The 10,845-nt window shown below is 73.9% G+C and carries 12 protein-coding genes; 6 read left to right on the top strand and 6 right to left on the bottom strand.

What is annotated here, in order from left to right; all coding sequences use genetic code 11:
• Nucleotides 1–136 precede the first annotated feature (136 nt).
• Nucleotides 137–715 (top strand): Uma2 family endonuclease, encoded by a 579-nt coding sequence (locus ACSLTV_RS05415; RefSeq protein ID WP_432135618.1) that lies wholly within the window; start codon nucleotides 137–139, stop codon nucleotides 713–715.
• A 3-nt stretch (nucleotides 716–718) separates the two neighbouring features.
• Here ACSLTV_RS05415 and ACSLTV_RS05410 read toward each other — a convergent pair whose 3' ends face one another.
• The 4 genes from ACSLTV_RS05410 to ACSLTV_RS05395 form a co-directional block, all read right to left on the bottom strand.
• Nucleotides 719–1,399, bottom strand: coding sequence for a response regulator (locus ACSLTV_RS05410; protein WP_432135619.1), 681 nt, complete (start codon nucleotides 1,397–1,399; stop codon nucleotides 719–721).
• Nucleotides 1,396–2,628: a sensor histidine kinase gene (locus ACSLTV_RS05405; RefSeq protein WP_432135620.1), complete on the bottom strand. Its 1,233-nt coding sequence runs from the start codon at nucleotides 2,626–2,628 to the stop codon at nucleotides 1,396–1,398. The genes ACSLTV_RS05410 and ACSLTV_RS05405 overlap by 4 nt, the downstream gene beginning before the upstream one ends.
• A gap of 93 nt (nucleotides 2,629–2,721) precedes the next feature.
• Nucleotides 2,722–3,000 (bottom strand): PspA-associated protein PspAA, encoded by a 279-nt coding sequence (gene pspAA, locus ACSLTV_RS05400; RefSeq protein ID WP_432135621.1) that lies wholly within the window; start codon nucleotides 2,998–3,000, stop codon nucleotides 2,722–2,724.
• Between the two features lie 34 nt (nucleotides 3,001–3,034).
• Nucleotides 3,035–3,817, bottom strand: a complete 783-nt coding sequence (locus tag ACSLTV_RS05395) for a PspA/IM30 family protein (RefSeq protein ID WP_432155748.1) — start codon at nucleotides 3,815–3,817, stop codon at nucleotides 3,035–3,037.
• Between the two features lie 237 nt (nucleotides 3,818–4,054).
• On the opposite strand from ACSLTV_RS05395, the gene ACSLTV_RS05390 reads away from it, so the two are divergent.
• The 3 genes from ACSLTV_RS05390 (at nucleotide 4,055) to ACSLTV_RS05380 (ending at nucleotide 6,636) form a co-directional block, all read left to right on the top strand.
• On the top strand, nucleotides 4,055–4,684 hold the full coding sequence (locus ACSLTV_RS05390; protein WP_432135622.1) for a DUF3043 domain-containing protein: 630 nt from the start codon (nucleotides 4,055–4,057) through the stop codon (nucleotides 4,682–4,684).
• 83 nt (nucleotides 4,685–4,767) lie between these two features.
• Complete coding sequence (locus tag ACSLTV_RS05385) at nucleotides 4,768–5,469, top strand: methyltransferase domain-containing protein (RefSeq protein ID WP_432135623.1); 702 nt, start codon at nucleotides 4,768–4,770, stop codon at nucleotides 5,467–5,469.
• An 81-nt stretch (nucleotides 5,470–5,550) separates the two neighbouring features.
• Entirely contained in the window at nucleotides 5,551–6,636 is a 1,086-nt protein-coding gene (locus ACSLTV_RS05380) for a S1C family serine protease (RefSeq protein WP_435611710.1), read from the top strand.
• A 111-nt stretch (nucleotides 6,637–6,747) separates the two neighbouring features.
• Here the strand turns inward: ACSLTV_RS05380 and ACSLTV_RS05375 are convergent, their stop codons facing one another.
• Complete coding sequence (locus ACSLTV_RS05375; protein WP_432135625.1) at nucleotides 6,748–6,960, bottom strand: hypothetical protein; 213 nt, start codon at nucleotides 6,958–6,960, stop codon at nucleotides 6,748–6,750.
• A gap of 112 nt (nucleotides 6,961–7,072) precedes the next feature.
• Between ACSLTV_RS05375 and ACSLTV_RS05370 the strand changes: the two genes are divergently transcribed.
• A complete protein-coding gene (locus ACSLTV_RS05370; RefSeq protein ID WP_435611709.1) occupies nucleotides 7,073–8,281 on the top strand; it encodes a bifunctional adenosylcobinamide kinase/adenosylcobinamide-phosphate guanylyltransferase in 1,209 nt (402 codons plus the stop codon).
• Between the two features lie 197 nt (nucleotides 8,282–8,478).
• On the opposite strand, the gene ACSLTV_RS05365 is transcribed toward ACSLTV_RS05370, so the two are convergent.
• The gene (locus ACSLTV_RS05365) at nucleotides 8,479–9,417 is read right to left on the bottom strand and encodes a class I SAM-dependent methyltransferase (protein WP_432135627.1); all 939 of its coding nucleotides are present in this window, start codon (nucleotides 9,415–9,417) and stop codon (nucleotides 8,479–8,481) included.
• A 161-nt stretch (nucleotides 9,418–9,578) separates the two neighbouring features.
• On the opposite strand from ACSLTV_RS05365, the gene cobT reads away from it, so the two are divergent.
• Complete coding sequence (gene cobT / locus ACSLTV_RS05360; RefSeq protein WP_432155751.1) at nucleotides 9,579–10,757, top strand: nicotinate-nucleotide--dimethylbenzimidazole phosphoribosyltransferase; 1,179 nt, start codon at nucleotides 9,579–9,581, stop codon at nucleotides 10,755–10,757.
• The last annotated feature ends 88 nt before the right edge of the window (nucleotides 10,758–10,845 follow it).

The raw sequence follows: 10,845 nt of genomic DNA, 5'->3' as shown, positions 1-10,845 counted from the left end.
CGCAGTACGGGCGGCTGGATCCGGATCCCCCCGGGGACGGACGGGTATGCCACGATCGAGGGAACGGCTTCCGATCTCACGGGCAGGTGATCGTCCGATGGTCCACTCTGGCGACCGACCGAAGGAGGGGCGTGACATGACCGCTGTGGCGCACGAGCCCACCACGCCGGCCGAGGGGCTGCTGGACATCTTCCTCTCCCTCGACACCCCGGAGGGGTTCCGGGCCGAGTTGATCGAGGGGGAGATCGTTGTGACGCCGCCGCCGGACGGGGAGCACGAGCACTTCATCACCAGGCTGATGAAGCAGGTGATCCGGCGATCCCGGATCGACATGGACTTCTCCGGCAACAAAGGACTGATGCTGGAAAAGGGAGGCGACTGCCCGAAGGACCGTGTGGTCCCGGACGGGACCTTCGCTCCCGCTCATCTCAACCTCTACCGCGATGCCGACTCATGGATGCCGTACCACGGCGTGACCATGGTCCTGGAAGTCACCTCGACCAAGCCCAGGACGGACCGCGAGGCCAAACGCCGCTGTTACGCCCGGGCGGGCATCCCGCTGTACCTGCTGGTGGACCGCGACGCCTCCTCGGTCACGCTGTTCAGCGATCCCAAGGATGACGCATACCGTCAGCACTGCACCGTGCCCTTCGGCAAGTCACTCACCCTGCCGGAGCCGTTCGTCTTCGAGCTGGAGACGACTGACCTGCTCTGAGAGTCAGTCCGCCCGTGGCCGTACCAGCCCCGACTCGTAGGCGATCACCACGAGCTGGGCCCGGTCGCGGGCGCCCAGCTTGGCCATCGCCCGGTTGACGTGGGTCTTGACCGTCAGCGGGCTGACCTCCAGGCGTTCGGCGATCTCGTCGTTGGAGTGGCCGCCGGCGACCTGGACGAGGACCTCCCGCTCGCGGCCGGTGAGCGCGTCCAGGCGGGCGGAGTGCAGGGAGTCGGTGCCGTCGGCGCCGTCGGACTGGGCGAGGAAGCGGGCGATGAGGCCCTTGGTGGCGGTCGGGGAGAGCAGTGCCTCGCCGCCGGCGGCGACGCGGATGGCGTTGAGGAGTTCCTCCGGCTCGGAGCCCTTGCCGAGGAATCCGGAGGCGCCCGCGCGCAGGGACTGCACCACGTAGTCGTCGACCTCGAAGGTGGTCAGGATGACCACCCTGACCTGGGCGAGGGACGGGTCGGCGCTGATCAGCCGGGTGGCGGCGAGGCCGTCGGTGCCGGGCATCCGGATGTCCATGAGGACGACGTCCGCCGCTTCCTCCTTGGCCAGCCGCACCGCCTCCGCCCCGTCGGAGGCCTCGCCGACGACCTCCATGTCGGGTTCGGAGTCGACCAGTACCCGGAAGGCGCTGCGCAGCAGGGCCTGGTCGTCGGCGAGCAGGACACGGATGGTCATACGGTCTCCCCCGGCTCCCCCGCCCTGGCGGGGCGGGCTCTCAGGGGCAGGATCGCATGGACGCGGAAGCCGCCGCCGTAGCGGGGACCGGTGGTGAGGGTGCCGTTGAGCGCGGTGACGCGTTCCCGCATGCCGAGCAGGCCGTGGCCGCCGCCGGTCGCGTGCGGCCGGTCGTCCGGCGGGGCGCCGTCGTCGAGAACGGTGATCTCCAGGCGGGGGCCGACGCGGACCACGCTGACCTCGGCCCTGGCCTTTGGGCCCGCGTGTTTCTGCACGTTGGTCAGGGCCTCCTGGACGACCCGGTAGGCGGCGAGGTCCACGGCCGCCGAGAGCACCGTGCCGTCGTCGGCGCGGGCAACCTCCACCCGGAGCCCGGCGCTGCGGAACGTTCCCGCGAGGTCGTCGAGGCGGTCCAGGCCCGGAGCGGGCTCGGTGGGGGCCTCGGGGTCGCCGGACTGGCGGAGCAGGCCGACGGTGGCGCGCAGCTCGTTGAGCGCGCTGCGGCTGGCCTCCCGGACGTGGGCGAGGGCCTCCTTGGCCTGGTCGGGGCGCTTGTCCATGACGTGCGCGGCGACGCCGGCCTGCACGTTGACCAGGGCGATGTGGTGGGCGACCACGTCGTGCAGGTCGCGGGCGATACGCAGCCGTTCCTCGGCGACCCGGCGGCGGGCCTCCTCCTCCCGCGTGCGTTCCGCCCGCTCGGCCCGGTCCCGGATCGCCTGGACGACGGCCCGGCGGCTGCGCACCGCGTCCCCGGCCGTGGCGCCGATACCGGTCCAGGCGAAGATCCCGAGGTTCTCCTGGGCGTACCAGGGCAGGGGGCCGGCGAGCATGGCGGTGCCGGTGAGGACGGTGACGGTGAGCAGGCCGACCCGCCAGGTGGTGGGGCGGTCGGTGGTGGAGGCGACGGTGTAGAGGGCGATGACGGCGGACATCGCGACCGGGGCGCGGGGGTCGCCGGTGACGGACTCGACGACGCAGACGGTGCCGGTGAGGGCGAGGACCGTTCTCGGGGCGCGGCGCCGGAAGACCAGGGCGAGCGCCCCGAGGGTCATCAGCAGCAGACCCAGCGGGTCGGGGGTGTGGATGCCCCAGGTGACGCCGTTCTCGCCGTGCGGGTCGACGAAGGAGCCGGCGACCATGCACAGGAGCACGGCGGTGGCGAGCGCCGCGTCCAGGGCGAGGGGGTGGGCCTGCAGCCGGCGCCGGGCTTCGGCAAGGGGGGGCACTGGGGAGTTACCGTCGCTTTCCGTGACCGGCCGCGGTGTGCCCCGCCGGGGGCTCCGGTCCCGGGGCCTCGGTCCGTGCCCGGCGGGCGGGGGTCAGCCCGGGATCAGGCCGTCGTCACTGAGCAACTCCCGGACGTCGTCCAGGGTGGCGTCCGGGGACGGCAGGATGAGCTCGGAGGGTTCCAGACAGTCGTCCGGCAGGGGCGTGCCGAGGCGGCGGACGGCGTCGAGGAGGGCGGTGAAGGTGCGCCGGAAACCGGCCTCGTCACCGCCCTCCATCTCGGCGAGCAGTTCGTCGTCCAGCTTGTTGAGCTCGGCGAAGTGGGAGTCGTCCAGTCGGACCTGGCCCTCGCCCATGATCCGTACGATCACATCGGCCTCCTCGGCTCCGAGCCCCGGCGCCGGGTCACTGCTTGTCGAAGCGCGGGGTGTCCTGCGGCTGCTGCTGGGGCTGCTGCTGTCCGGTGCCGCCCTCGATGGCCTGCCGGTCCGAGGTGCCCCCGGCCAGCTCCGCCTTCATGCGCTGCAGCTCCAGCTCTACATCCGTACCACCGGAGAGCCGGTCCAGCTCGGCCTGGATGTCGTCCTTGTGCATGCCGGACTGGTCGTCGAGGGCACCGGAGGCGAGGAGTTCGTCGATCGCGCCGGCCCGCGCCTGCAGCTGGGCGGTCTTGTCCTCGGCGCGCTGGATGGCCATGCCGACGTCGCCCATCTCCTCGGAGATGCCGGAGAACGCCTCGCCGATGCGGGTCTGGGCCTGGGCCGCGGTGTAGGTGGCCTTGATGGTCTCCTTCTTGGTGCGGAAGGCGTCCACCTTGGCCTGCAGGCGCTGGGCCGCCAGGGTGAGCTTCTCCTCCTCGCCCTGGAGCGTCGCGTGCTGCGTCTCCAGGTCCGTGACCTGCTGCTGGAGGGCGGCCCGGCGCGACAGCGCCTCGCGGGCCAGGTCCTCGCGGCCCAGGGCGAGCGCCTTGCGGCCCTGGTCCTCCAGCTTGGAGGACTGCGACTGGAGCTGGTTCAGCTGGAGTTCCAGGCGCTTGCGGCTGGTCGCCACGTCGGCGACGCCGCGGCGCACCTTCTGCAGCAGCTCCAGTTGCTTCTGGTACGAGTAGTCGAGGGTCTCGCGCGGGTCCTCGGCCCGGTCAAGGGCCTTGTTCGCCTTCGCGCGGAAGATCATCCCCATACGCTTCATGACACCGCTCATGGGCTTCGCGCGCCCCCTTCTGACGGACTCCAGCTCAGCTGCGACAGAACCCACAGTACGGGCCCTGCCTCCATTGACGCACTGTTCGCGGGATGATGCGCTCATCCCCGAGGACGACTGGGGACCGGCCCTCTCCGGCGTAAGGAGTAGGTGGATCCCGCATCGCCCGCTCTGTCCCTTACGACGTCCGGTGTTGCCGGATCGTTCCCCGCCGGGCGACGGTCCATGCCCGGTCAGCGCTTACCCTTGTGTTTTGTGTTCCGTAGCCGTGCCAAGGAAGAGAAGGCCCAAGCCGCCGACAAGGCGCTGGTGACCGACTCCAGTCAGCCCCGTGACCCGCAGGCCCCGAAGGGCCGGCCCACGCCCAAGCGCAGTGAGGCCCAGGCCCAGCGTCGCAGCGTGGCCAATACGCCGACGACGCGCAAGGAGGCCGCCAGGCGTCAGCGCGACGAGCGCCGCGCCCAGATGGAGAAGCAGCGCCGGGCGCTGGCCGGCGGCGACGAGCGGTACCTGCCCGCGCGGGACAAGGGTCCGGTGCGCAAGTTCGCGCGTGAGTTCGTGGACTCACGGTTCAACGTGGCGGAGTTCTTCCTGCCGATGGCCGTGGTCATCCTGGTGCTGACGCTGGTGCGGGTCCAGCGGGTGCAGGCGCTCGCGCTGCTGCTGTGGCTCGTGGTGATCGTGCTGATCGTGCTCGACTCGATCCTCAGCGGGATCCGCCTGCGCAAGCGGCTGCAGGAGCGCTTCCCCGACGAGAACCGGCGCGGCGCGGTGGCGTACGCGCTGATGCGCTCCCTCCAGATGCGCCGGCTCCGGCTGCCCAAGCCTCAGGTCAAGCGCGGAGAGCGGCCCTGAGCACGAGTTCCTTCTCCGGGGGTGCGGCCAAGGCCTGGCTGAGCAGGATCGGCGGGCTGCGCGATGTCGTACGGCAGGAGCTGGTGGCCCGGCAGCTCGACGAGCAGATCACGGCGCGGTTCCCGGTCGGGCAGCGCCTGCGGGTGCTCGACGTGGGGATGGGACAGGGCACGCAGGCGCTGCGGCTGGCGCGCCTCGGTCACTCGGTGACCGGCCTGGAGCAGGACGCGGCGATGGTCGCCGCGGCCCGCGAGGCGCTGGCCCGGGAGCCGGAGGGCATCCGGGAGCGGATGCGGATCATCGAGGGCGACGGCCGGGACACGGGGGTGCACTTCCTGCCCGGCAGCTTCGACGTGGTCCTCTGTCACGGTGTGCTGATGTACATCGAGGAGCCGGACGCCCTGCTGGCGGGGCTGGCCCGGATGCTCGCGCACGGCGGTCTGCTGTCGCTGCTGGTGCGCAACGGCGACGCGCTGGCCATGCGGCCGGGTCTGTCGGGCGACTGGGCGGGCGCCCTGGACGGTTTCGACACCGTCAGCTACCGCAACCGGCTGGGCCTGGACGTGCGCGCGGACCGGCTGGCCACGCTGACCGGCACCCTCGCGGGGATCGGGGCGCCGCTGGCCACCTGGTACGGGGTGCGGGTCTTCACCGACACGGCGGCCGACGGGGCGGACCTCCCGGCCGATGTGGAGACGCTGCTGGCCGTCGAGGAGCGGGCGGGCCGGACGGACCCGTACCGCGCGGTGGCGGCGCTGCTGCACCTGTGCGGTGTGCGGGGCTGACCCCGTCGGGTCACCGGCCGGCGACCCCCTGTCGGGGGAACAGCGGGGGCGGGATCACCGCTCCGACACGAGACTCGGGGCATGGACGCCTCCCCTGCCCGCGTCGCCCGGACGGCCGCGGCCGTCGCCGCGCTCCTGTGCTGCCTGGCCCCGCTGTCGGGCTGTTCCGGCGGCGGCTCCGGTGACCGGGACGGCGATGCCGCGGCGACCACCGCGCCGGCCGCCGCGCCCGTCGCCAGGGCGGACGGCGATCTGGAGGACGCGTACCAGAAGGTGATCGAGGACGTCCTGCCGTCGGTGGTGCAGATCCGGGCCGGCCGGGCCGTGGGCTCGGGGGTCGTGTACGACGACGAGGGGCACATCGTCACCAACGCGCACGTGGTCGGCGAGGAGAAGACCTTCCGGGTGACGACGGCGGGCAGCGAGGATCCGCTGCCCGCGACGCTCGTCTACTCGTACCCCCAGCAGGACCTGGCCGTCATCGAGCTGGACGAGGTGCCGGACCGGCTGCGGGCGGCCTCCTTCGGGGACTCCTCGAAGGTGGAGGTCGGGCAGATCGTGCTCGCCATGGGGTCGCCGCTCGGGCTGTCGTCGAGCGTGACGCAGGGCATCGTCTCGGCGACCGGGCGGACCGTCAGCGAGAGCGGCGGGGACGGTGGCACCGGCGCGACCATCGCGAACATGGTGCAGACGTCCGCCGCGATCAACCCCGGCAACAGCGGGGGTGCGCTGGTCGACCTGGCCGGGAAGGTCATCGGCATCCCGACGCTGGCCGCCGTCGACCCGGGGTTCGGCGGCAGTGCGGCGCCGGGCATCGGGTTCGCGATCCCGTCTTCGATGGTGCGGACGGTCGCCGACCAGATCATCGAGGACGGCAGGGTCACCGACTCGGGCCGGGCTGCGCTCGGCATCACGGCGCGCACGGTCGTCGACGACGAGTACCGGGCGGCCGGGGCCGCGGTGGTGGACGTGGTGGAGGGGGGCGCTGCCAACAAGGCGGGACTGAGGCCCGGGGACATCATCGTCGGGCTGGGCGACACCCGCGTCACCACGGTCACCTCCCTGGCGGAGGCGCTGGCCGCGGACCGGCCCGGACAGCGCACCACGGTGACCTTCACGCGCAACGGGGAGCGGCGCACGGTCGAGGTGACGCTGGGCGCCCAGTGACGCCCGCGCTCGACGACGTCCTGGGGGGCGACGACATCCTGGGGGCGAAGGCGCCCCGTACGCCGGACGCGGCGAGGGCCGGTGTGCGGCCCCCGCCCGCCTGACGTCAGGTCAGGAGTCCTCGGGGTGGAGGCTCATCGGGCCGTAGATCTCGGTGCCGTCCTCGAAGAGCCTCACCTGGTCCGCGCCGCCGGCCGCCAGTTCCTTCCAGTGCTCGCCGATCCATGACTCGGCGTCACCCTGGGTGGTGAACTCCTCCGGCTCCACCGCGGGCGCGACCTCCGCCCCGTCGGCCTTCTCGAACCGCCACGTCCATGCCGCCATGTACGCCTCCCTGGTGTGAACCCGTGCGGAGCAGGGGCCGGATCTTGGTCCGGCTCCTGCTGGCAGCCTAGCCGGATGCGCAAGACCTGCGGGGACACGCGAAAATCGGTGTGTGGACGTGACTCTGCTCGGTACCGGTGCTCCCGCGGGCCTGCCCCGCCCCGACTGCCCCTGCGCGGCGTGCGCCGGCTCGCTGGGCGAGGACGCCCGGGCCGCCACCGCGCTGCTCGTCGACGGCTCCCTCCTGCTGGACCTCACGCCGGGGGCGGCGTTCGCGGCCGCCCGGGCCGGGCATTCGCTGAGCGGGGTGCGGCAGGTGCTGCTGTCGCACCCGCACGACGGTCCGGCGGTGGAGGTGCCGGCCGGGCTGCCGCAGCCGGTCCGGGTGCCCGACGGGCGGGAGTTGACGCTGCTGACGGGGCACCGGGTGCGGGCCGTGGCGATGGACGCGGGCGGCACCGGGTACGCGGTGAGCGGGCCGGACGGGCAGCAGCTGCTCTATCTGCCGCCGGGGAGCGCGCCGGCCGGGCTGGAGCGGGGGCCGGGGGCCTCCGAGGGGTACGACCTGGTGCTCGTGGACGTGGTGGGGCGGCCGGACGCGCTGGCGAAGCTTCGGGCGGTGGGCGCGGTGGGCCCCACGACGGACGTGGTCGCCGTCCACCTGGACCATGACGTGCCGCCGGGGCCGGAGTTGCGGCGGCGGCTGGCCGCGGCCGGGGCGCGGGCCGTCCCGGACGGCGAGACGCTCGCCGTGGGCGGTTACGACGAGGTGCCCGACGTGCCGCGCCGGACGCTGGTGCTGGGCGGGGCGCGCTCGGGCAAGTCGGTGGAGGCCGAGCGGCGGCTGGAGTCCTTCCCCGACGTGCTCTACGTGGCGACCGGGGGCGCGCGCGGCGGGGACGCCGAGTGGGCGGACCGGGTGGCCGCGCACCGGGAGCGGCGGCCGGGGTCGTGGCGGACGGCGGAGACCTGCGATCTGGTGCCGGTGCTCGGGGGGAGCGGGGCGCCGGTGCTGATCGACTGTCTGTCGCTGTGGCTGACGGACGCGATGGACGCCGTCGGGGCGTGGGACGACGCGCTGTGGGCGGACGGGGGTGAGCGGGAGCTGCGCAAGCGGGTGGCGGAGCTCGCGGCGGCGGTGCGCGGGACCCGGCGGACGGTGGTGCTGGTCTCCAACGAGGTGGGCTCGGGCATCGTGCCGGCCACCGCGTCCGGGCGGCGGTACCGGGACGAGCTGGGGCGGCTGAACGCGGCGGTGGCGGCCGAGTGCGAGGAGGTTCTGCTGGTCGTGGCGGGGCAGGCGGTGGTGTTGCGGGGGTAGGGGCCAGGGGCGGTCGGCACCGGGGCCGGGCCTGTGGCCGGCCGGCGGGGGCACGACCGCACCGGGCCTGTGGCCGGCGGAGACACGCCCACGTCGGCCCTGTGGCCCGCGGGGGACACCACCGCGGCCGGGCCGCCGTGCACGCCGTATGCCGCCGCTGCCGCTGGCGCTGGCGCTGGCGCTGGCGCTGGACCGTCTCAGCCGCCGCCCGTCTTCCGGGCGATCAGGCGGTACGTGTTGGAGAAGGGCGTGTGCCGCAGGACCGGGGACAGGGCCAGGTCCAGGAACAGGGTCAGGGCGGATGCCGGCCGGGCGACGGCCCGCATCCGGGTGCGGGACAGGCGCACGCGTACGGCTGCCGCGAGGTCGCGCGGCAGGTGCGGGGCGCTGCTGTCCGTCGAGACGACGGCGCAGCCCTGCGCCTCCAGTTCGGCGCGGAGGTTGGCGGGCGGGATCAGGTGCAGGTGGCGCGGCTGGTCGTAGGCGGGCCACCACTTGCCCAGCAGCGACGCGGAGGCGCTGGACGGGTCCGGGAGCTCCACCAGCAGGTGGCCGCCCGGGCGCAGGGCCGTGACGGCGGCCCGGAGTTCGGCGCGGGGATCGCTGGTGTGCTGCAGGTGGTGCAGCATGCTGACGACGTCGTAGCGGGCGCGCAGCCGGGACGTCAGCTCGGGCGCCGCGAGACTGCCCACGTGGGCCTCCTCCACCCGGCCGGCCGCGCGGGCCCGCCGCACCCGCGCCGTGGGGTCGAGGCCGTCGAACGCCGTGTAGGTGAACAGCTCCCGCGCCGTCTCCGGGAAGCGCGCGTCGCCCGTCCCCACGTCCAGCCAGCTCTCCGGCTCGGGGAACGCCAGCATCGTCCGGGCGGTGGCGCGCAGCCGTCTGCGGTCGGCGGCGGTGACCGGGTCGGCCGGGTAGAGGGCCAGGCCCTCCGGGGTCAGGCGCGGGTTCTGGAAGGCGTGTGCGCAGTCCCGGCACTCGTCCAGGGTGAAGGTGCCCGGGCGGTGCCGGTGGCGCAGGTCGGGGGTGCGCAGCCGGGTGCGCAGCCGGGTGGAGCCGCACCAGGGGCAGTCGTCGCGGCGGGGTTCGTGGATGGGCCGAGGGGGGCGTGGGGTGCGGGGCGGGCGTGGGGGCATGGACGGTGGCTCCCGGTGCGATACCTGACGGGTCATGTCGTACGACATTCCATGGCAAAACGGAACGTATGGGATCGCGATCCCGGGTGCAAAGACGCGGCGGGAGTGTGGTGGCGATCGCGGCGCGGATCCGTTCGATCGGTGCCGGTACTGTTCGGCGAATGAGCTCGCTTAATCTCGACGACTTCACCGATCTCATCGAGCGCCCCGACGGCGGGGTGCGCCGCGACGCGGAGGCACGCCGGGAACGTCAGATCGTGCCGCCCGGGTCGCTGGGGCGTCTGGACGACCTGGGTGAGTGGCTGGCGGCAGCGCAGGGCCGGGTGCCGGTACGGCCCATCGAGCGCCCGCGTCTCGTCCTGTTCGCCGGCGACCACGGCGTCGCCGAGCTCGACGTCTCGGCGCGGCCCGCGGGCAGCGCCGCGGACCTGGTGCGGGAGGTCCTGGAGGGGGCTCGTCCGGCCGCGGTGCTGGCGCGCCGGCTCGGGGTGCCCGTGCGGGTGGTGGACATGGCGCTGGACTGCGAGCCGGACGCGTTCCCGCAGGACGTGGTGCGCCACCGGGTACGGCGGGGCAGCGGGCGGATCGACGTCGAGGACGCGCTGACCCCCGAGGAGGCCGAGGCGGCCTTCCGGGCGGGCATGGCGGTGGCCGACGAGGAGGCCGACTCCGGTACGGATCTGGTGGTCCTCGGCGACGTGAGCGTCGGCGGCACCACGGCGGCCGGGGTCCTGGTGGCGGCGCTGTGCGGGACCGACGCGTCCGTGGTGACCGGGCGGGGCGGGCTGGCGATCGACGACCTGGCGTGGATGCGCAAGTGTGCCGCGATCCGGGACGCGTTGCGGCGGGCCCGGCCGGTGCTCGGGGACCAGTTGCAGCTGCTGGCGACCGTGGGCGGCGCGGACCTCACCGCGATGACCGGGTTCCTGCTGCAGTGCGCGGTGCGCAAGGTGCCGGTCGTGCTGGACGGTGTGGTGGCGGCGGCCTGTGCGCTGGTCGGGCAGCGGATCGCCTTCCGGGCGCCCGACTGGTGGCTGGCCGGGCACGCCTCCGGGGAGCCGGGGCAGGCCAAGGCGCTGGACCGGATGGCGCTGGAGCCGCTGCTCGACCAGGGGGTGCGGGTCGGCGAGGGCGCGGGCGCCCTGTCGGCGCTGCCGCTGGTGCAGGCGGCCGCCGCGCTGGCCGCCGAACTCCCTGAGCGGGACGGGACACCTTCCGGCGGTCCGGCCGATGCGGAGAAGGACGGGCAGGGCGAGCGGGGCGAGCGGGACGGACAGGCCGAGCAGGGCGCGGAGACCGAAGCGACCGAACAGGCCGAGCAGCGCGAGCGGACCGCATGAGCCGAGTCGGCTGAAGCAGCCGAACAGGCCGAGACAGCCCGGCTGAGCAAGCAGACCGAAGCGGCCGAAGCGGCCGACGGAACCGAGT

The sequence above is a fragment of the Streptomyces sp. bgisy159 genome (assembly GCF_965341775.1).
Lineage (GTDB): Bacteria > Actinomycetota > Actinomycetes > Streptomycetales > Streptomycetaceae > Streptomyces.
The sequence above is the reverse complement of the archived record's forward strand: the minus strand, read 5'-3'. Positions and strand labels throughout refer to the sequence as shown.

What these genes read in the sequence shown, in the direction of transcription:
- ACSLTV_RS05415 (WP_432135618.1), top strand. Translation starts at nt 137, where the DNA reads ATGACCGCTGTGGCGCACGAGCCCACCACGCCGGCCGAGGGGCTGCTG.
- ACSLTV_RS05375 (WP_432135625.1), bottom strand. Translation starts at nt 6,960, where the DNA reads ATGGCGGCATGGACGTGGCGGTTCGAGAAGGCCGACGGGGCGGAGGTC.
- ACSLTV_RS05395 (WP_432155748.1), bottom strand. Translation starts at nt 3,817, where the DNA reads ATGAAGCGTATGGGGATGATCTTCCGCGCGAAGGCGAACAAGGCCCTT.
- ACSLTV_RS05390 (WP_432135622.1), top strand. Translation starts at nt 4,055, where the DNA reads ATGCCCGGTCAGCGCTTACCCTTGTGTTTTGTGTTCCGTAGCCGTGCC.
- ACSLTV_RS05410 (WP_432135619.1), bottom strand. Translation starts at nt 1,399, where the DNA reads ATGACCATCCGTGTCCTGCTCGCCGACGACCAGGCCCTGCTGCGCAGC.
- cobT (WP_432155751.1), top strand. Translation starts at nt 9,579, where the DNA reads ATGAGCTCGCTTAATCTCGACGACTTCACCGATCTCATCGAGCGCCCC.
- ACSLTV_RS05380 (WP_435611710.1), top strand. Translation starts at nt 5,551, where the DNA reads ATGGACGCCTCCCCTGCCCGCGTCGCCCGGACGGCCGCGGCCGTCGCC.
- ACSLTV_RS05365 (WP_432135627.1), bottom strand. Translation starts at nt 9,417, where the DNA reads ATGCCCCCACGCCCGCCCCGCACCCCACGCCCCCCTCGGCCCATCCAC.